23 protein-coding genes are annotated in these 19,238 nt (G+C 61.8%); 8 read left to right on the top strand and 15 right to left on the bottom strand.

Features of this window, described 5'->3' with window-relative positions; genetic code table 11:
- Positions 1-8: 8 nt before the first annotated feature.
- The 3 genes from BLV67_RS09045 to BLV67_RS09055 are packed head-to-tail and all read right to left on the bottom strand — an operon-like array spanning position 9 to position 2,361.
- Positions 9-923, bottom strand: coding sequence for a 5-oxoprolinase subunit C family protein (locus BLV67_RS09045; RefSeq protein ID WP_069788586.1), 915 nt, complete (start codon positions 921-923; stop codon positions 9-11).
- Positions 920-1,624: a 5-oxoprolinase subunit PxpB gene (gene pxpB / locus BLV67_RS09050; RefSeq protein WP_069788585.1), complete on the bottom strand. Its 705-nt coding sequence runs from the start codon at positions 1,622-1,624 to the stop codon at positions 920-922. The genes BLV67_RS09045 and pxpB overlap by 4 nt, the downstream gene beginning before the upstream one ends.
- Positions 1,621-2,361, bottom strand: a complete 741-nt coding sequence (locus BLV67_RS09055; RefSeq protein ID WP_065929163.1) for a 5-oxoprolinase subunit PxpA — start codon at positions 2,359-2,361, stop codon at positions 1,621-1,623. The genes pxpB and BLV67_RS09055 overlap by 4 nt, the downstream gene beginning before the upstream one ends.
- Positions 2,362-2,536: 175 nt before the next feature.
- Here BLV67_RS09055 and BLV67_RS09060 point away from each other — a divergent pair, with 175 nt between their 5' ends.
- Positions 2,537-3,451, top strand: coding sequence for a LysR family transcriptional regulator (locus BLV67_RS09060; RefSeq protein WP_065929162.1), 915 nt, complete (start codon positions 2,537-2,539; stop codon positions 3,449-3,451).
- 109 nt (positions 3,452-3,560) lie between these two features.
- On the opposite strand, the gene BLV67_RS09065 is transcribed toward BLV67_RS09060, so the two are convergent.
- Genes BLV67_RS09065 through BLV67_RS09075 form a run of 3 tightly spaced genes read right to left on the bottom strand, consistent with a single transcriptional unit; the run spans position 3,561 to position 5,458 of the window.
- Complete coding sequence (locus tag BLV67_RS09065) at positions 3,561-4,103, bottom strand: DUF2937 family protein (RefSeq protein WP_069788584.1); 543 nt, start codon at positions 4,101-4,103, stop codon at positions 3,561-3,563.
- A gap of 11 nt (positions 4,104-4,114) precedes the next feature.
- Entirely contained in the window at positions 4,115-4,891 is a 777-nt protein-coding gene (locus BLV67_RS09070) for a class II glutamine amidotransferase (RefSeq protein WP_056857305.1), read from the bottom strand.
- Positions 4,892-4,921: 30 nt separating this feature from the next.
- Positions 4,922-5,458 carry an MFS transporter gene (locus BLV67_RS09075; RefSeq protein WP_065929160.1) on the bottom strand — a complete coding sequence of 179 codons (537 nt, stop codon included), beginning with the start codon at positions 5,456-5,458 and terminating at the stop codon, positions 4,922-4,924.
- 21 nt (positions 5,459-5,479) lie between these two features.
- Between BLV67_RS09075 and BLV67_RS09080 the strand changes: the two genes are divergently transcribed.
- Both BLV67_RS09080 and BLV67_RS09085 read left to right on the top strand, forming a co-directional pair.
- Positions 5,480-7,522, top strand: coding sequence for a S9 family peptidase (locus BLV67_RS09080; RefSeq protein ID WP_069788583.1), 2,043 nt, complete (start codon positions 5,480-5,482; stop codon positions 7,520-7,522).
- A gap of 70 nt (positions 7,523-7,592) precedes the next feature.
- Positions 7,593-8,066, top strand: a complete 474-nt coding sequence (locus BLV67_RS09085; RefSeq protein WP_065929158.1) for a cyclic nucleotide-binding domain-containing protein — start codon at positions 7,593-7,595, stop codon at positions 8,064-8,066.
- Here the strand turns inward: BLV67_RS09085 and BLV67_RS09090 are convergent.
- On the bottom strand, positions 8,063-8,347 hold the full coding sequence (locus tag BLV67_RS09090) for a hypothetical protein (RefSeq protein WP_065929157.1): 285 nt from the start codon (positions 8,345-8,347) through the stop codon (positions 8,063-8,065). The genes BLV67_RS09085 and BLV67_RS09090 overlap by 4 nt on opposite strands.
- A gap of 78 nt (positions 8,348-8,425) precedes the next feature.
- Here BLV67_RS09090 and BLV67_RS09095 point away from each other — a divergent pair, with 78 nt between their 5' ends.
- Positions 8,426-9,112 (top strand): spermidine synthase, encoded by a 687-nt coding sequence (locus BLV67_RS09095; protein ID WP_065929156.1) that lies wholly within the window; start codon positions 8,426-8,428, stop codon positions 9,110-9,112.
- Between the two features lie 78 nt (positions 9,113-9,190).
- On the opposite strand, the gene BLV67_RS09100 is transcribed toward BLV67_RS09095, so the two are convergent.
- Positions 9,191-10,111: a ParB/Srx family N-terminal domain-containing protein gene (locus BLV67_RS09100; RefSeq protein ID WP_069788582.1), complete on the bottom strand. Its 921-nt coding sequence runs from the start codon at positions 10,109-10,111 to the stop codon at positions 9,191-9,193.
- Between the two features lie 151 nt (positions 10,112-10,262).
- Between BLV67_RS09100 and BLV67_RS09105 the strand changes: the two genes are divergently transcribed.
- The 3 genes from BLV67_RS09105 (at position 10,263) to BLV67_RS09115 (ending at position 11,686) form a co-directional block, all read left to right on the top strand.
- Positions 10,263-10,637 (top strand): YajD family HNH nuclease, encoded by a 375-nt coding sequence (locus BLV67_RS09105; protein ID WP_003210675.1) that lies wholly within the window; start codon positions 10,263-10,265, stop codon positions 10,635-10,637.
- A gap of 172 nt (positions 10,638-10,809) precedes the next feature.
- A complete protein-coding gene (locus tag BLV67_RS09110; RefSeq protein ID WP_069788581.1) occupies positions 10,810-11,277 on the top strand; it encodes an RNA methyltransferase in 468 nt (155 codons plus the stop codon).
- 67 nt (positions 11,278-11,344) lie between these two features.
- Positions 11,345-11,686, top strand: a complete 342-nt coding sequence (locus BLV67_RS09115; RefSeq protein WP_065929154.1) for a YgaP family membrane protein — start codon at positions 11,345-11,347, stop codon at positions 11,684-11,686.
- Between the two features lie 55 nt (positions 11,687-11,741).
- On the opposite strand, the gene BLV67_RS09120 is transcribed toward BLV67_RS09115, so the two are convergent.
- Positions 11,742-12,962 (bottom strand): M61 metallopeptidase family protein, encoded by a 1,221-nt coding sequence (locus BLV67_RS09120; RefSeq protein WP_069788580.1) that lies wholly within the window; start codon positions 12,960-12,962, stop codon positions 11,742-11,744.
- A 14-nt stretch (positions 12,963-12,976) separates the two neighbouring features.
- Entirely contained in the window at positions 12,977-13,426 is a 450-nt protein-coding gene (locus BLV67_RS09125) for a YcgN family cysteine cluster protein (protein ID WP_058419594.1), read from the bottom strand.
- A gap of 153 nt (positions 13,427-13,579) precedes the next feature.
- Here BLV67_RS09125 and BLV67_RS09130 point away from each other — a divergent pair, with 153 nt between their 5' ends.
- Entirely contained in the window at positions 13,580-14,164 is a 585-nt protein-coding gene (locus tag BLV67_RS09130) for a nitroreductase family protein (RefSeq protein WP_056857314.1), read from the top strand.
- A 124-nt stretch (positions 14,165-14,288) separates the two neighbouring features.
- Here BLV67_RS09130 and BLV67_RS09135 read toward each other — a convergent pair whose 3' ends face one another.
- The 5 genes from BLV67_RS09135 to BLV67_RS09155 all read right to left on the bottom strand — a co-directional run bounded on the left by BLV67_RS09135 (position 14,289) and on the right by BLV67_RS09155 (position 19,027).
- The gene (locus tag BLV67_RS09135) at positions 14,289-15,221 is read right to left on the bottom strand and encodes a D-2-hydroxyacid dehydrogenase (RefSeq protein ID WP_069788579.1); all 933 of its coding nucleotides are present in this window, start codon (positions 15,219-15,221) and stop codon (positions 14,289-14,291) included.
- Between the two features lie 108 nt (positions 15,222-15,329).
- Entirely contained in the window at positions 15,330-15,623 is a 294-nt protein-coding gene (locus BLV67_RS09140) for a YcgL domain-containing protein (protein WP_056857316.1), read from the bottom strand.
- Positions 15,620-16,753 (bottom strand): ribonuclease D, encoded by a 1,134-nt coding sequence (rnd, locus tag BLV67_RS09145; protein WP_056857317.1) that lies wholly within the window; start codon positions 16,751-16,753, stop codon positions 15,620-15,622. Before rnd ends, BLV67_RS09140 begins: the two co-directional genes overlap by 4 nt.
- Positions 16,754-16,875: 122 nt before the next feature.
- Complete coding sequence (locus BLV67_RS09150; protein WP_065929151.1) at positions 16,876-17,475, bottom strand: class I SAM-dependent methyltransferase; 600 nt, start codon at positions 17,473-17,475, stop codon at positions 16,876-16,878.
- Between the two features lie 181 nt (positions 17,476-17,656).
- Positions 17,657-19,027 carry a glutamine synthetase family protein gene (locus BLV67_RS09155; RefSeq protein ID WP_069788578.1) on the bottom strand — a complete coding sequence of 457 codons (1,371 nt, stop codon included), beginning with the start codon at positions 19,025-19,027 and terminating at the stop codon, positions 17,657-17,659.
- Positions 19,028-19,238: the final 211 nt, after the last annotated feature.

Genomic DNA, 19,238 nt, shown 5'->3' on the forward strand with positions numbered 1-19,238 from the left:
CCACATTTTTAGATCGCGTTAAACCGCTGCAAAAACTCGATGTGCTGCCGATGCGCCGTCTCCTGCACCACCGGCGCCAACCTCACCGTCTCCCCCGGCAAACACTGCGCCAGCCGCGCCAGCGCCAACGGCGTCAAAGCGCCCAAACGTGGATACCCACCAATGGTCTGCCGGTCATTAAGCAACACGATCGGCTGCCCATCCGGCGGCACCTGGATCGCACCCAGCGCAATCCCTTCAGAAATCAACGACGGCCCTTGATACTGCAACGGCGTGCCCAGCAAACGCATGCCCATGCGATCGGCACGGCTATCCAGCGACCAGTCGGTATTGAATGCATCGAACAGGCTCTGCCCGCTGAACTGGCCGATCTGCGCGCCGACAATCACCTCCAGCGGCGCTTTTGCCGGCAGATCAGGCGTGCTCAGCACTTTCATCGCGCCGCCCGTACCGGAATAAACCAACCGCCCGCCTTCGGCCAAGGCCTTGCCTAAACCGTCCAGCCCGCCCAATGCCTCACGCACCACCGTGGCACAACTGCCCAGCACAGCCGGCGCATCAAACCCGCCGGGCGCCGCCAGGTAAGCCCGCGCACCGCTGAACGGCTGGGTAAAGCGCAGACGCTGGCCCTTTTGCAGGATAAAACTGCGCCCAGGGCTGATGGCGCGTTCGTCGATATAGGCGCCTAAATCCGCCCCGGCCAATGCCAGCAAACAATAGTCTTCGGCCTGCACGGTAAACCCGCCCAAGGTGATTTCCACCACCGATGCATCCAGCGCATTGCCCAGCAGCCAATTGGCCCAAGACATCGACACCCAATCCAGCGCACCACCCTGGGTCACGCCCAGGTGGCGCACGCCAAAGCGCCCGGCGTCCTGCAACAGGCACAGCGGCGTGCTGGCCTCGATCAACAAGCGGCTCATGCCTGCGCCTCCAAGGACGTGTCATCGCCACCCAGATTGATGAATTCGGCGTGATCAACTGCTTCGAAACGCACCGTGTCGCCCGGTTGCATCAGGCTGTAGCCGTCACGCTCACGGTCGAACAGTTTGGCCGGGGTGCGGCCGATCAGGTTCCAGCCGCCCGGCGACACCACCGGGTAGGCAGCGGTTTGCCGCTCGGCAATCCCGACACTGCCGGCCACCACGCGTTTACGCGGTGTGTTGAGGCGTGGCGTGGCGAGGATTTCGTCCACCAACCCCATAAAGGCAAAGCCGGGGGCGAAACCGAGGGCAAATACCTGGTATTCGTGGGCACTGTGACGATGAATCACGTCCTCAACCGACAACCCGCTGCGCTGGCTGAGCAAGGTCAGTTCCGGGCCGACACTCAGGTCGTACCACACCGGCAACACGTGGCACTGGCCGCTGCCTTGCGCCTGGGGTTGCAAGTCGGTCAGCGCCTGATCGATCAGTTCCCGCGCTTGAGCGGGGCTCAGCGCAGTCAGGTCGTAATGCACCATCAAGGTCGTGTAGGACGGCACCAGATCCACCAGCGCGTTACCAAAACCTTCACGCAGACGTTGGGTGGCGGCGAGCATCCACGGCATGTTGGCTTCGGCAATCACCTCAAACAGACGCACCATCAGGCAGTCGATGGCCACCACTTCGATGCGTGGCTTCATGCTGGCTTCAACGCCTCGCGGATGCGCTGCACAGCGGCGATCGAGCTGGCATTGTCGCCGTGCACGCACAGGGTGTTGGCCTGCAACACCAGGGCGCTGCCGTCGCTGGCCGTCAGGGCTTGCCCACGGGAAATGGTCAGGGCTTGTTGCACGATAGTGTCGCAATCGTGATGGACGGCACCCGGCACCTGGCGGGAAACCAGATGGCCTGTAGGGTCGTAGGCACGATCAGCGAAGGCTTCGAACCACAGCGTGACCCCATATTCGTCAGCCAACGCCTGAGCCGCGCTGTTGTCACGCATGGCCAGCAGCATCAACGGCAGATCGCCATAGGCGGCCACCGCCTGGATTACCGCGCGCAATTGAGCCGGGTTAGCCATCATGTCGTTGTACATCGCACCATGTGGTTTGACGTAGCTGACACGCGAACCTTGTGCCCGGCAGATACCATCAAGGGCACCGATTTGATAATGCATCAGGTCCTGGATTTCTTGCGGCGTATAGTTCATGGAGCGGCGACCAAACCCTTGCAGGTCCTGGTAGGCCGGGTGCGCGCCTACTTGCACACCGTGCTTGAGCGCAAGGCCGACGGTCTTGCGCATGATGCTCGGGTCGCCGGCATGAAAGCCGCAAGCCACGTTGGCACAATCGATGAACGGCATGACCTCGGCGTCCAGACCCAGGGTCCAGTTGCCAAAGCTTTCGCCAATATCACAATTCAATAGCAAGCGGCTCACGGTGGATACTCCTGTAGGCGTTGTATTTTTTGTAGTGTGGGATTTTTCACGCAGAACTCGCAACTTGTCCTGACACCCCAGCGACGCTTATCGTGCAATGGTTCGATTTTTGGCGTTTGCCCGGTGCGGCGTCCAACTAATAAAAACCGATCCAAGCATAAGAAAAGTTGATCCCATGAATTTGAAGTTCCTCGAAACCTTCGTCTGGGTGGCCAAGCTCAAGAGCTTTCGCCTGACCGCCGAGAAGCTGTTCACTACCCAGGCCTCGATTTCCAGCCGCATCGCCGTGCTCGAAAGCGAGTTGGGTGTGAAGCTGTTGCTGCGCGACTCACGCGGCGTGAGCCTGACCCCGGAAGGCGTGAAGGTACTCGATTATGCCGAGCAGATGATGGTCACTATGCAGGGTTTGAAGCAGTCCCTGGAGACCACCAGCAGCAAGGTTGGGCGCATCCGCATCGGCGCCATGGACACGGTGATCCACACCTGGCTGAGCCAGTTGGTGGCGCAATTGATGGAGCACTTCCCGCGAGTAGAAATCGAACTGGTCGCCGATACCGCGTTAAACCTCAGCGATCAACTGCAAAAAGGCTTCCTCGACCTGATCCTGCAAACCGACCTGCTGCGCCTGGAAACCGTGCGCAGCCTGGAGCTGGCCAGCCATCCCATGGCCTGGATCGTCGCCAGCCAGTCTCTCTACAACCGTGACTACGCCTCCCTCGCCGAACTGGCCCAGGAGCGCATCATCACCTACTCGAAAAACTCCCACCCGCACCAGGATGTGCTGAGCCTGATGCAGGCCAACGGGGTGGCCTCGCCACGCATGAACTGTGTGAACTCGGTGTCGGCGATTACCCGCTTGCTGCGCGATGGTTTCGGGATTGGCGCGTTACCGCCGGTGCTGGTGATGGAAGAACTGGCCCGCGCAGAGCTGGTGATGCTGCCCATGGCGCAACGCCTGCCGAATTTGCAGGTGGTGGTGTCGTGGCGTGTGGGGGTGGAGTTGGTGGAGGAGATTGTGGGGTTGTGTCAGAAGGTCGTGGCGCGGTATGCCGAGGAAGTGGGTGAAGAAAGGATGGTACTAAGCCAATGATCGTTCCCACGCTCCGCGTGGGAACGCAGCCCGGGACGCTCTGCGTCCCAAAGCCTGACGCAGAGCGTCACAAGAGGCATTCCCACGCAGAGCGTGGGAACGATCATCTTTAGAGGCCTTTAAGGTCGCGCTCTTCGATCGGCCGGCTCTGGCGCAGGCGCTTGCCGCCCAACACCACCCAGTCGATCAGGCGGAACAGGCATTCGAGGCCGAACGACAACAGCATCGCCCCGCCCAGGCCCCAGCCCATCGCCTCAGGCGTCAGCAAAATCTGGTAGCTGTAGCCATTCCAGGTTTCCAGGCGGATATCCGGGTCGGCCGCCACCGCCACTTGCAGCGCACGGATGTACCACGGGCCTTGCATGGCCTGGAACTGCGTGTCCAACGCCACCTGACGATCGAGCAAAGTGCCCAGGCTGTTGGCATCGCTGCGAAACACCGGGTCATCACTGGCGCGGTAATGGGCCACCAGCGCCTGCAAGTCGCCATTGAAGAACTGCTGCGCCGTGGCATCGAAGCCGCGCAGGCCGGTCTGGGCTTCGATCAAATGGGCTTCGACGCGCTTGGCGTAGTCGTTGATAAACCCCGGCACTTGCACGCCGACCAACAAGCCAATGGCAAACAGCACCAACCGCAGATAACTGAGCAACATGGTCGATATCCTTACTCGGTAACGCCTTGGCTGACGCATTCACCACGTCGCCACAGGCTCCATTGGCCCGGTTCGTAGCGGGTCCAGTTTTCATTGTCGGTCAAGGGTTCGGTGGCGATCACCGTGACCACGTCATTGGGCGTGGTTTCGGCCTGAAAATCGACGATCACGTCGACATCTTTCAAGCGCGCCGGGCCAAACGGTGCGCGCCGGGTGATCTGTGCCAGTTTGGTCGAGCAGTAGCAAAACAGCCAGTCACCGTCACTGAGCAGGCAGTTGAACACGCCTTTGCTGCGGTACTCGGCGCAGGCGGCGATCAGGTCCGGCAGCACTTGCTCGATTTCCACCGGTTCCGGAAAGGCTTCGCGCACGCGGTTGAGCAGGTCGCAGAACGCCGCTTCGCTGTCGGTATCGCCCACCGGCCGGTAGAACGTGGCGCGCGGGTTAAAGTCGGCCAGCTGGCCGTTATGCGCAAAGCACCAGTTACGGCCCCACAGTTCGCGCACGAACGGGTGCGTGTTGGCCAGGCTCACCTTGCCCACATTGGCCTGGCGGATATGGCCGATCACCACTTCACTTTTGATTGGATAACGTTGCACCAGCAGCGCAACTTCCGACTCGCTGCTCGCGGCCGGGTCCTGGAACAGCCGCAGGCCACGGCCTTCGTAAAATGCGATGCCCCAACCGTCGCGGTGGGGGCCGGTACGCCCGCCGCGCTGCATCAGCCCGGTAAAGCTGAACACGATATCGGTGGGGACGTTGGCACTCATGCCCAATAATTCACACATGCCAGGGCTCTCGCTGCAGGGCTTACAACGTTAAAGGCGCGGCTCAACCCGCAGATTGCCGGCAGGCGCAGGGCGACGGAAAGGTTCGTCGTCTTCGTCTACCGGCTCGGCGGCCAGGGCGGCATCGGCGGCGGCCTTGCGCTCACGGCGGGCGTTGGCGGCGCGCTCGATGGGCCAGCGGATCAACACGATCACGATATACACGCCAAACGCGATCATCGTGTACATGAACAGGTCGGAGATGGCGCGCCAGGCGTTATTGCCCACATGCAGCACCAGGTCCAGCGCGGTAATGGCCACGGCCGGCGCAAACTGGGTCTTGACCGGGTCGACGATGGTCGGGCTGAACAGCAACACCGCCATCAGCAATTGCAGCGGCTCGCGCAGCCAGCGCCAGATCCAGCGGGTCATGCGCCACCACACCAACAGGCAGCCCAAAGCGGCGAAGGCGTAAAGGCCCCAAGCGGTCAGATAGTCGTTCTCGGTCATGGTGTCCATGGCAAGGCTGGCAAAGAGGCGGCTATGATAACGGCTTTTGCGTGTCTCGGCTGCAATGCCTGCCACCATCCGCCAGACAGAGAGTGATCCATGCCTATATCGACCGCCCCGATCGCCCGCAAGGCCCAAGGCCCAGACCCGTACGCCTGGTTGCAGGAACGTGACACAGCTGAAGTGCTCGACTACCTCAAAGCCGAAAACGCCTGGCAGGAAGACCAGCTCGCCGACCAGCAAGCCCTGCGCGAAAGCCTGTTCGAAGAGATCAAGGGCCGCATCCTGGAAACCGACCTGTCGTTGCCTTCGCCGTGGGGCCCGTACCTGTATTACACCCGCACCACCGCCGGTGATGAATACGCCCGCCATTACCGCTGCCGTCGCCCGACGGATGACAGCAACGGGGTGGATGAAAGCAGCGAAGAACTGCTGCTGGACCCGAACGTGCTGGCCAATGGCGGCTTTTTCTCCCTTGGCGCGTTCAGCATCAGCCCCGACCACCAGCGCCTGGCCTACAGCCTCGACACCAGTGGTGAAGAGATTTACACCCTGTACGTGAAGGAATTGGCCACCGGCAAGGTCAGCGAACTGGAGTTTGAAGACTGCGACGGCAGCATGACCTGGGCCAACGACAGCCTGACGCTGTTCTTCGGCGAACTGGACGACACCCATCGCCCACACAAGCTTTACCGCTACCGCCTGGATGGCACGGCGGCGCAGGAAGTGTTCCACGAGCCCGACGGGCGGTTCTTCCTGCATTGCTACCGTTCCAGCTCCGAGCGCCAGTTGCTGCTGGCTCTGGGCAGCAAGACCACCAGCGAAATCTGGGCGCTGGACGCCGACCAGCCACAGCAAGCTTTCACCTGCCTGGCGCCACGGGTCGAAGACCATGAATACGATGTCGACCACGGCATGCTGGATGATAAATGGACCTGGTTTATCCGCAGCAACCGTGACGGTATCAACTATGCGCTGTTCGTCGCCACCGACACCGGCAGTGTGCCGACTGAGGATCAATGGCAGAACCTGATCCCCCACAGCGATGACGTGATGCTCGACGGCGTGACCCTCAATGCCGGCGCCATGACCTTGAGCCTGCGTATCGGCGGCCTGCCGGTGATCGAAGTGCACCCGCAGGGTTCGAGCGCCTATCGCGTGGAATTGCCTGACGCCGCCTACAGCCTTTACGTGCAAAACAGCCTGGAATTTGCCAGCGACAAGATTCGCCTGCGTTATGAAGCCCTGAACCGTCCGGCCCAGGTGCGCCAGCTTGAACTGGCCAGCGGCGCGCAGGTGGTGCTCAAGGAAACCCCGGTACTCGGCGTGTTCAACGCCGACGACTATGTCAGCCAACGGCTGTGGGCGACGTCTGCAGATGGCACCCAGGTGCCGATCAGCCTGGTGGTCAAGCGTGATCAACTGGGCAAACCCACACCGCTGTACCTCTATGGCTACGGCGCCTACGGTTCAAGCCTCGACCCGTGGTTCTCCCATGCGCGCCTGAGCCTGCTGGAGCGCGGCGTGGCCTTTGCCATCGCGCATGTACGCGGCGGCGGTGAGCTGGGTGAAGCCTGGTATCGCAACGGCAAGCAGGCGCATAAACAGAACACGTTCAGCGACTTTATCGCCTGCGCCGAGCACTTGATCGCCGAAGGGCTGACCAGCTCCAAGCAGCTGGCTATCAGCGGCGGCAGCGCCGGTGGCCTGTTGATCGGCGCGGTGCTCAACCAACGCCCGGAGCTGTTCCAGGCGGCGATTGCCGAAGTGCCGTTCGTCGACGTGCTCAACACCATGCTCGACCCGGAACTGCCGCTGACCATCACCGAGTACGACGAGTGGGGCAACCCGCAAGAGCCCGAGGTGTATGAACGCATCAAGGCCTACGCACCGTACGAAAACGTCCAGGCCCAGGCTTATCCGCACATGCTGGTGATTGCCGGTTATAACGACAGCCGCGTGCAGTATTGGGAAGCGGCCAAGTGGGTGGCCAAATTGCGCGACACCAAAACCGACCACAACCTGTTGCTGCTCAAGACCGAGCTCGGTGCCGGCCATGGCGGAATGAGCGGGCGTTATCAGGGATTACGTGACGTAGCGCTCGAATATGGATTTGTCTTCAAGGCCCTGGGCCTCGTTTAAGGAACTTAGTTTGGCGGTCCTGTCTGAACACAAGACCGCCCGACTTGATTGATGGACCAAGACTGCAGCTATGCCACTACCGACTCTGATGAACAACGAAATTCGCGACATGCTCATGGATTGCGGCCTGTTCGACCCACTGTTGCCGGAAGATTTTCACGTGGCCGCCGGCTACTTCAATATCAGCAGCATTGCCCGCGACGAGGTGATTTTCCTCGAGGGCGATGCCGGCACCTTTATGTGCATCCTGCACAGCGGCCAGGTGGCCGTGCAGAAAACCAATCACAGCGGCCAGCGCCTGACCATCGCCACCCTGCGCAGTGGCCGGGCTTTTGGCGAGATGGCGGTGCTTGACGGCGAGCGCCGCTCCGCCAGTTGCGTGGCCGCCAGTGATTGCGTGCTGTTGAACCTGGGCAAGGATGCGCTGGAAAAAATGCTCAACGAAGCCCCCAGGGTGGCGGCCAAGATCATTCGCGCGATTGCGATTGCCTTGTCCAAGCGCCTGCGCATGGCCGACGGGCAATTACTGTCCCAGCAGTTTTAACCGCCGGGTGTCTTCGGCTTGCTGTCATTTTGCAGCAGGCCGGGCACCGTCTGATCCTTGGGCGGCGTTGGCAACACAATCGGCACCAGCGCCGGTGAACCGTTCGCAGAGGCTTTGGGCGCCACGGGCGGGGTGACTTGCGGGTACAAGGTGGGCGTCGGTGTGCCCGGCGCACCGGGAGTTGGCGCTGGCGCCACCGGCACGGTTTGCGCCTCTTGCGCCTGCGCCGCACCCAATGTGAGCGCGCTCAACGCAATGACCGTTAGAATGCTGCACTTCATCGATGGCTCCATGGCCTGACCGGAATGTCGTAAGGCTACTCCCAACCGCGCAAGAATGCCCTTCCCAATGAGATTTCCATGAAACGTTTCGTTCTGCTCGACACCACCCCGATCCCCGACAACGGCGGTGCCTTGTGCCTGTTCGAATACGGCGAGGATTTTGTCATCAAGATCCAGGGCGGAGACGGCGGCCAGTTGATGAACACGCGCATGCATGGCTCCGAAGACGCGCTGGCGGAGATTCCTTGCCGTAAAGTCGCCGGCCGGCCGGGTTCGCGGGTGCTGATCGGCGGCCTGGGCATGGGCTTTACCCTGGCCTCGGCACTCAAGCATTTGGGCAAAAGCGCCGAAGTGGTGGTGGCGGAATTGGTGCCCGGCGTCGTGGAATGGAACCGTGGCCCGCTGGGGGAAAAATCCGGCCGTCCGCTGCTGGACCCACGCACGGTGATCCGCATGGAAGACGTGGCCAAGGTCCTGCAGGCCGAGCCCCAGGGCTTTGACGCGATCATGCTGGATGTGGACAACGGCCCCGAAGGCCTGACGCAAAAGGCCAACAGCTGGCTGTATTCGGCCGGTGGCCTGGCCGCGTGTGCCAAGGCGCTGCGGCCCAAAGGCGTGCTGGCGGTATGGTCAGCCAGCGCCGACAAGCTGTTCAGCGACAAACTGCGCAAGGCCGGGTTCAAGGCCGAAGAAGTGCAAGTGTTTGCCCATGGCAACAAGGGCACCCGGCATACCATCTGGATTGCCGAGAAGCTCAAGGGCTGAGGCCCGCTGACACCACACATTCCCTGTGGGAACTGGCCAGCTCCCACACAAACCAGCTCCCACATTTTTGGTTCTGCGTCAGTTTCGGGATTTGCGGTGGTCGATCACATACGGCACTTTTTTCTCGAAGGTCTTGTCCAGCTCGCCCTGGTCCAGCTGGGTCATACCGCCCAGTTGCCTGGCGGTGAAACCGCTGCTGCCCACCTGTGAACCCGGCGCCAGGCTGACCATGCGCTTGGCGACCGCTTCAATCGCATCCTTGTAGCCGCCCTTCTTGTTCAGGTTGTACGCCTTCAAATCAATCTGCGTACGCAGCCAATTGCCCCAGTAGAACTCCAGGAATTCCGGCGCAATCGCGCCATCGTCCGGCTTGCCGTAGGCGGCCTTGCGGGTGAAATACACCAGGCTGCGAAAGGTGTCGTCCTGCAGGTTCTTGAAGCCCAGGTGCGCAGGCAGTTGCTGCGGCGGCAGGGTCTGGCCCTGATTGTCCTTGAGCCAGACCTTGCGGGCCGCCTCCATACGCTGCCAGAAGGTATTCATGTCGGCGCTGTTGCTGAAGTCATCGGTCACCTTGACCCACATTTTCAACTGCGGGCCGCCGCCGGGCACTTCCCACAAGGTGGTGAAGCTGTGGTGACCGTCGGTCAGGTACAACTGGCCGCCGGGGCCGACCACCACGGTTTTCATGTCGTCGGGGTGGGTGCCCACCGGGTCCTTGCAGGTGAAACTGTCGGGTTGGTGCAGGTCGGCTTTTTTCGGCACATTGTCGGCGGCGCCCTGGCCGTTGGTTTCGCAGTATTCGTCGAACACTTTGGCCGGTTTGTCGGCGAACAGCCCCAGGCTGTAGTAGATCTGGTCAAAGCCCACCACGGCCTGGGTCGGGTGCAGTTGCTCGAGGGCCACTTCGATTACCTGGCCGGGCCTGGGTGTGGAGAACGCCTGGGCTTGAGCGGCCAGCACGCTGAGCAGCAGGGCTGCGGTCCATGTGTACACACGCATAGGTTTCAGATCCTTGTGAAGTGAATGTGCCGATACTACAAACCTTCGCTCAAGCCCGGCTGTACCGCGGCTGAAAAAGCCAGCGGTCATTTGCCGCGCGAGCGGCTAGAATCAACCCTATCCGTGAACCCCCAAATAGCCAGGAGCCATGATGAGCTCGACCAACCCGCCCTCCCACACCGCCAAGCTGGACCGCATCCTCGCCGATGCCCAGCGCGACCGGGAAATGGGCTACCGCGACAAAGCCTTGAAGATGTACCCGCACGTGTGCGGCCGCTGCGCCCGTGAGTTTGCCGGCAAACGCTTGAGCGAACTGACCGTACACCATCGCAACCACAATCATGATGACAACCCCCAGGACGGTTCCAACTGGGAGTTGCTGTGCCTGTACTGCCACGACAACGAACACTCGCGCTACACCGACCAGCAGTACTTCGGCGAAGGCTCCACCAGCAGCCCGACGATTGCCAAGGCCACGCACAACCCGTTTGCGGCGTTGGCGGGGTTGATGAAGAAGGACGACTAGAGGCTGCCTGTACTGGCCTCTTCGCGAGCAAGCCCGCTCCCACATTCGACCGCATTCCAAATGATGTACGCGGACAAATGTGGGAGCGGGCTTGCTCGCGAAGGCGATAGCACAAACACTGCATCTCGTTGAGGCCGTATAATCGCGGTTTTCCTCCAAGGCACCCTTCCCCGTGGGCAATAAACGCTACAGCTGCATCGGTCTGTACAACCCCAAATCCCCCGAAAACGTCGGCTCGGTGATGCGCGCCGCCGGCTGCTACGGCGTGGCCTCGGTGTTTTACACCGGCGTGCGTTACGAGCGCGCCCGGGACTTCATCACCGACACCAAGAAGGTCCACCACGACATTCCGTTGATCGGCATCGATGACCTGAAAAAGATCCTGCCGCTGGGCTGTATCCCGGTCGCCGTGGAGCTGGTGGAAGGCGCCCGCCCGCTGCCCGAGTACACGCACCCCGACCGCGCGCTGTACATCTTCGGCCCCGAAGACGGCTCGCTGGACAAAGAGATCCGCGACTGGTGTGAAGACGTGGTGTACATCCCGACCTCCGGCTGCATGAACCTGGCCGCCACCGTCAATGTGGTGCTCTACGACCGTCTGGCCAAAGGCAACAACACCCGCTCGGGCCCCAAGTACTGATATTTCGGGAACATCCGACGCCTGCAAACAGTCAGCTACTTACACTTGCCTTTGTTGGAGACACACCATGAGCGACAGCAAAACCCTGCGACCTATCATCGAACACCTGCAACCAGCCGCCAAAAGCGCGCAAAACGTGCACGGGTCGGAACGCATTCTTTCGGTGGCCGGCGGTGTGATGATGGTCGGCAAAGGCCTGCGCCGTGGCGGCATCTTCGGGCTGATCCAGGTGGCGATTGGTGGCGTGGCGCTGGTGCGCGGCGTGACCGGGCACAGCTCGCTCAAGGACAAGCTGGAGCAAGGCCGTCAGGAAATGAACAGCGTGCGTACCAGGATCGAACGCGCGGGCGAAGAGTTGAAGAACTTGAAGACCAAGGCTGAAGTGGCGGCGGAGAAAGCCACTAAATAGCCAGGCCAACCCCAATCAACTGTGGGAACTGGCCAGCTCCCACAGTTGTTTTGGGTCAACGCAATAATTTGTTGTCCAGCACCACCGACGACTCGCCGATCACACTTTCGGCCAACTGCACAAACTCCGCCGTATTCACACTGTTCGCCCGCATCACCGCCTGCGCCAGATCATCCAGCGAGCGCTTGTTGTGGGTCTTGACGCGGATCTCGCGGTCCAGCTCCTGCAACACCAGCACCGCCTGCGCCACGGTCGCACCGTTGACGTGATCGCCGCGCAGGCTGGTCACGCCCTTGCCTTCCCTGGCCAACCGCGTCTGTATCGCCGCATAGCGCTCATCGGTAATGCCGCCGGCACGCCGCAGCAGTTCAATGGCGTAATACTCGCCCAACCCTTCGCTGATCCAGTCACTGGTATCGTGGTCGTTAAAGCGGCCAATGGCTTGCACCACTTCGCGCAACAATGGGCTGCTGCCGTTTTCGCTGATCAGCGGCGTGCGGCTGTTGAGGTAAATCGAATCGCGCGCCGAGAAAGCGCCACGGCGCATCGGGTCGCTGGCGCCGACGATCAACAGCTTGGCCGGATGGCGCGGCAGTGCGGCCTCCACTTGCGGCCACACGAACGTCAGCAGCGTCAGCACGTCCATGCGGCGCATGGCCTGGCCCTTGGGCGAGGCCACGGTGACTTCGGTTTCACCCAGGCGCACGCGACGACTGCCGAGGTTACCCGCGAGCATCCAGCCGGTGGGCCGGTCGAACAGGCGGGACACGTTGTCGATACGGAACTTGTGCTTACCGACACGCGGCCAGGCGGTTTCGACGCTTTTCCAGCCGGCCGGCAACTCGAACATCAGCCGCGACACCAACTCGATACCGTCCTGCTGATCGAGGCGCGCAGCCGGCACCAGGTCTTCGCCGCGAAACAGCGCCCAGCTCGGCGTCATCCGCGCCTCATACACGCCCGCCTTGCGCGCATGGGTGAGGCGCACGCGGTAAGTCAGGCTGGCTTTGTCGGCGCTGGGTTGCCACAGGCCACGGCTGCCGGTGACCTGCCATTGGCCGTCGGCCTTGAAGTCGCTGTAGTCGCCGTCACGGCCCAGGTCGAAGTTCAGGCTGCGCACGGCCGAGCCCTGGGACAGGCTCACGCGCACCTCGGCCTGATCACTCTGGGGCAGCAGTTTGACGTGATAATCCAGGTCGACTTTCTTCGCGCACCACGCAGGCAGGCTCAGTGTCAGCAGCACCAAGGATGCCGCCAGCCGGGTTGCCACCCTCATACACACTCCTTTTTTCAGCCTGCGCGGAAGATCAGGTAATCCTCCCAGTCATCTTCGGGCACGCTGCCTTCGGCAAGCATGCGACCGGACTGGGAAATGCGTTCATGGTGCACGGCATCGCGGTCGCCACACACCAGGTGGTGCCACAGCGGCAGGTCCTTGCGTTCGCTGACCAGGCGGTAGCCGCAGGTCGGCGGCAGCCATTTGAACTGGTCGGCCTGGCCCGGCGTGAGCTGGATGCAGTCAGGCACCGAGGCGCGACGGTTGGCATAGTCGCTGCACTGGCAGGTTTTTAGATCAAGCAGTTTGCAGGCGATGCGCGTGTAATAGACGCTGTTGTCGTCTTCATCCTCAAGCTTTTGCAGGCAGCACAGACCACAGCCGTCGCACAACGACTCCCATTCCTCCTGGTCGAGGTGTTCAAGGGTTTTGCGTATCCAGAAAGGTTCGACTTTGGCGGCCATGGCTCTACATCAGTATCGGTAGGTGAAAAGGCCGCCAGTCTAGTGCCCAAGGCGCCTGGGGCCAAGCGCTTACGACTGGCGGTGCAACAACACTTGTCAGCCCAGTGGGCGCGCAGTAGCTTTGAAGGCCGAATTGACGATCAGGAACTGCCCATGACACGCGTTGCCGATTACCCGATCCACACCCAATTCACCGAGCGCTGGTCGCCCCGCGCCTTTACCGGCGAAAGCATCCCGCAAGAGACGCTGCTGAGCTTCTTCGAAGCCGCTCGCTGGGCGCCATCGGCTTACAACTCGCAGCCGTGGCGCTTTCTCTATGCGCGCCGCGACACGCCAAACTGGGAGCGTTTCCTGGGTTTGCTCAATGAATTCAACCGTGGTTGGGCGCAACACGCGTCAGCCCTGGTGATCATCGCCTCAAAAACCGACTTCATCGCCCCCGGCGCCACTGAAGAAACCCCGGCGCTGTGGCACACCTTCGACACAGGGTCAGCCTGGGGCCACCTGGCGCTGCAAGCCAGCCTCAGCGGCTGGCACACCCACGGCATGGCCGGTTTCGATCAGGAGCTGACCCGCAAGGAGCTGAAGATTCCTGAAGGTTATGCGCTGCATGCAGCCGTAGCGGTGGGCAAGCTGGGGGACAAGTCGAGCTTGCCGGAGTACCTGCAAGGTCGTGAAGCGCCAAGCCCGCGTCGGCCGCTGAGCGAGCTGGTGTCCGAGGGTGACTTCAGCCTGTAAACCTTGCATAGATCCAATGTGGGAGCGGGCTTGCTCGCGAAAGCGGTGTATCAGTCGCCACATTTTGTGCCTGACCCTCCGCTTTCGCGAGCAAGCCCGCTCCCACATTTTTTCCGGCGTTGTGTCAGTAACCCCTTTCGAAGCTGACTTCCCTGCGCAACGCTTCCTTGGCCTGATAAGCCCGCAGATTCTGCACAAACAACTCCACCATCATCCCCGGCGACGTCGGCGCGGAACTGTGCCCGGTCAGCAGCAAACCCCAGGCGGTCCAGAACGGGTGGCGTTGCGGCAAAGGCTCCTGACGGCACACGTCGATCACCGCACCGGCCAAGTGCCCTTCTTTGAGTGCCTCGACCAAGTCGGCATCGACCACCGCCACGCCGCGCCCGACGTTGATAAACAACCCGGTCGGCTTGAATTGCTTGAACAGCGCCGCATCGTACAAATCATGGGTGTCAGGCGTGTTCGGCAACAGGTTGATCACGTAGTCCACCTCGCCCACCAGCCGGCTCAGTTGGTCCAGGCCGGCCACTTCGATAAACGGTGCCTGCTCCCGCGCGCTGCTGGCGATCCCGTAGAGCTTGACGCCAAACGGCAGCAAAAAATCAGCCACGCTCTGGCCGATATCGCCGGTGCCAACCACCAGCACCTTGCGCCCCGCCAGGCTCTGGCCCATGCGGTTGTCCCACTTGCGCTCGACCTGGCTGACCAGCCGCGCCAGCACTTCGCGCTCATGCCCGAGCATATAGGTGAGCACGAACTCGGCCATGACCTGGCCAAAGATGCCGACCGCGCGGGTCAGGCGGTAGTCGCGCGGCAAGCCGTCGGCCAGCAGTGGCGTAATACCCGCCCAGGTCGATTGCAGCCATTGCGGCTTATGGCCCTGACGCAGCAGGGTGGCGAGCAGGTCAGGCTGGCCCAGCCAAACCGGGCAATCGGCGGCCAGGCGCGACAATTGGGCGGAGTCGCCGCTGGTCAACACCTCAACGTCCGGGGCCGCTTCGCTCAGCAATTGGGCGTAGAGCGGGTGATCCTGTTCAGCAATCAGAACACGCATGGTTCAAACCTTTCAAAAACAATGCAGACGGCCGCCCGCTTCCTTACGGCCACCGCCAATCGAATACGAGTCCATAAAAGAATGTGCCCTGAACAGGGCACTGAACGCTTACATCGGGTCGTTGCGGCGCAGCAGCTCTTCGGGCAAGTGTTCGATGTACTCGTCCTCGGCCGGCGGCATTTGCAGGTGGTAGCCCTGCTTGTCGAGGTTTTCCAGGACCACGGTGATGTCCTCGCGCGACAGCTTGCGCTCGGGCGTCAGTATCATCTCGAACGCAAGATGAGCCTTGCCGAAGGCGGCCATCAACGGCTCCGGCACGCGCTCCAGCGCATCGCTTTTGAGCACGTAGAGGTACATCCCGTCTTTTTTCAAGCTGCGATAGATGGAGCAAATACGTTTCAAGGCTGTTCTCCGGCAGTGGCCAGGCTGTCGAGCAGCGCCTGGCCCATCAACTCGCGGCGCCAGCCACGCAGCGAGTCTGGCAATGTATAAGGCCCATCGGGGTAGCCACTTTTAACCAGGGCTTCGAGGGTTTTCTTGCGCAGCATCAGTTCCGGCGCCATCTCCAGGCGCTCGGCCTCGGCCTGGCCCAGGGCGCGCAGTTGCTTGATCAGCGCAGCGGCATCCACCGGCAACGGTTCGGCCACGGCGGGCGGCCACTGGTCCATCGACACGCTGGCGGCGCGTTTGATCAGGTCCAGCAGGAACTGGCCATCCTGACGCACGGTGCGCGGGTGCATGTCTTCGATCTTGCCCAACGCGGCGAGGTTATCCGGCTGAGACTTGGCCAGGGGCCACAACGAGTGCTCACGAATGATGCGGTTGCGCGGCAGGTCTCGGGCACGGGCCTGCTGCTCGCGCCAGGCGCACAGTTCGCGCAATACCGCGAGCTGGGCACGCGAGAGTTTCCACGCCAGCTTGGCGTCGCGGTACACCTCATACGGGTCGACTTCGCGGCGCAGGTTGGCCACCAGCTCGGCGCCGTCTTCCAGTACCCAGGCGTATTTGTCATCCGACAGCTGCGGGCGCAAGCGCACATAGACCTCGGCCAGGTGCACCGCGTCTTCGGCGGCATAGCTCACCTGCGTCTCGGACAATGGTCGCTGCAGCCAGTCCGAGCGGGTTTCGCCCTTGGGCAGTTCGATATCCAGCACGGCCTGCACCAGGCGCGAGTAGCCCATGGAGAAACCGAGGTTCAGGTAAGCCGCCGCCAATTGAGTGTCGAACAACGGCACCGGCAGGCTGCCGGTCAGACGCAGCAGCACTTCCAGGTCTTCGCTGCAGGCATGCACCACCTTGATCACCGCCGGGTTCTCCAGCAAGGCGGCCAAGGGTTGCCAGTTGTCGATGGTCAGGGGGTCGATCAGGTAAGCGCGAACGCCATCACCGATCTGGATCAGCCCGGCAATGGGATAAAAGGTGTCGACCCGCATGAATTCGGTGTCGAGGGCGACGAATGGCAACTGCTGCCATTCGGCGCAATGCTGGCCGAGGCTATCGTTGTCGCAGATCCAGTGAATATCGATGGCCACACGGCTCTCCCTTGAAGAATGGCGCGCAGTATATATCGCGAAAGGGGCTTGCGAGCATCCGCAGTGCACACACCTTCATGAAAACTCTGACAAGAGATGGAGAATAGTCCGACAGGCGGGAGTTAGCCCCTCTTACGCAAAACATAGACACGCCACAACTTGGAGCCCGGCAGGAACTCCTGGTGATGAAGGACTTTGAACCCGGCCTGGCGGAATTCGTCCTCCACCGGCGTGCGCGAGTTCACCGAGACAATCACCGTGTCGCGGCTGACACGGTGGAATTCGCGCAACAGCGCTATTCGCACGTCACTGCCGGGCACGTGACGAAACAGTTCCAGACAGAAAATACAGTCCACCGCGTTGGCCGACAGGCCGATGGAAAACGCCGAGCCCTGGAACGTTTTGACCCGCTTGAGCAACGCCGCCGGGTGATGGGTGCGCGCGTGGTCGAGCATGGCCTGGGAATTGTCCGAGGCCAGAATCACCCGGTTGACGTGTTCGGCCAACACCGGCCAGAACCGGCCCGAGCCACACGCCAAGTCCAGGATCAACCCAGGCTCGCCGGCCACTTTCAATGCCTGGCGCACCAACCGTTCATCACGCCAGGCCGCCAGACGCTTGAGCAGCGCGGGCGGACGCGTGTCGCCGCAGACCTGGGCATGCTCGCGGTCACAGCGTTCGGCGAATTCAATCTCGATAGAGGATGGAGGTTGTGGCGACATTGCGGGCTCATGTGAGTGGAACGGTGGTGAACGACCTTGAACCGCAGCTTAACCACTGCAACGTGAAAAAAAGGTTGAAACCATGACGGCTATAAAACACCGGCGATCGACTGTGGGAGCTGGCTTGCCAGCTCCCACACAAAAGCAGCGCTTCGGTGTATCCAAATCTGCTGCCAGCGGATCACGCCTGATGCAGATACCAGCGCCAATCCTGCTCGCCCACCGCCCCCATGAACTGGCGATATTCCTCACGTTTCACCGCCAAATAGACGCCGAGGAACTCGCTGCCAAACGCCTCCCGCGCCCAGCTTGAACCCTCCAGCGCACGCAAGGTGGTCAGCCAGTCGGTGGGCAGCAATGCATTGGCCTGGGCGTACCCGTTGCCTTCCACCGGCGCACCGGGGTCGCGCTGTTCGCGAATGCCTCGGTGAATACCCGCCAGGATGGCAGCAGCGGCCAGGTATGGGTTGGCGTCGGCCCCGCAAATCCGGTGTTCGATATGCCGCGAATGAGCCGGCCCGCCCGGTACACGCAGGCTGACGGTGCGGTTATCCACGCCCCAGGTGGCCGCCAGCGGCGCATAGCTGTTGGTCTGGAAACGCCGGTAGGAGTTGGCATTCGGGCAAAACATCAGCAGCGAATCGAGCAAAGTACTGAGCATGCCGCCCACCGCCTGGCGCAGCAGCGGCGTGCCATCGGCGGCCTCACTGGCAAACAGGTTATTGCCCTGGGCATCCGCCAGGCTCACATGCATGTGCATGCCGGTGCCCGCCAGGTCATCGAATGGCTTGGCCATAAAGCAGGCGGTCATCCCGTGCTTATGCGCCACGCCCTTGACCAGGCGCTTGTAGCGCACCGCTTCGTCCATGGCTTGCAGGGCATCGGCGCGATGTTCCAGGGTGATTTCCACCTGGCCCGGCGCGTATTCGGAAATCGCCGTGCGCGCCGGAATGCCTTGCAGCTTGCAAGCGCTGTAGAGGTCGGCCAGGAACGGCTCGATCTGCTCCAGTTCACGCAGGCCGTACACCTGGGTGGAGCGTGGGCGATTGCCGTCAACATCCCGTGCCGGTTGCGGTCGGCCGTTGCTGTCGGGTTTCTGGTCGAGCAGGTAAAACTCCAACTCCGCCGCCATCACCGGGTAGTAACCGTCGGCCTTGAGCCCGTCGATCACCTTGGCCAACACATGCCGAGGGTCTGCCACGCTGGCCGGCAAGCCTTCAGTGGGGTGCATGCTGACTTGCACGGCGGCGGTCGGGATCAGGCGCCACGGCATGCGCTGCAAGCTGCCGCTGACCGGGTAGGCGCGGCAGTCGATATCGCCGACTTCCCACACCAGCCCGGAGTTTTCCACGTCGTCGCCGTTAATCGTCAGGCCCAGGATGGTGCTGGGCAACGGGCGGCCACTTTCATACACCGCCAACAGCTCATCACGGTGCAGCAACTTGCCCCGCGGTACGCCGTTGTTATCGAGAATAAACAGCTCGAACATTTCGATGTCCGGGTGCTGTTCAAGAAAAGACCGGGCTTCTTGCAGGCTGGCAAAAACACTCATGGGAACTCTCATACGTTTGCGTCAGGCAGGCGCACAGGCGCCGCCGGGCAGATGCGCATAGGTGTGCGTCATCCATGGGGCAGTCAACGCAAGAGAACGGTATCCGGTGGGCGCGCGTGTCGGCAGTGGAACAAGGCCCAGAAGGCCAGCGCGGACGGCAGTGTCGCGAGGTGAGTGTCGGGAGAGCCGTCCATGGGAGATTCACAGTGAG

Source organism: Pseudomonas salomonii (assembly GCF_900107155.1).
GTDB classification, from domain to species: Bacteria; Pseudomonadota; Gammaproteobacteria; order Pseudomonadales; family Pseudomonadaceae; genus Aquipseudomonas; species Aquipseudomonas salomonii.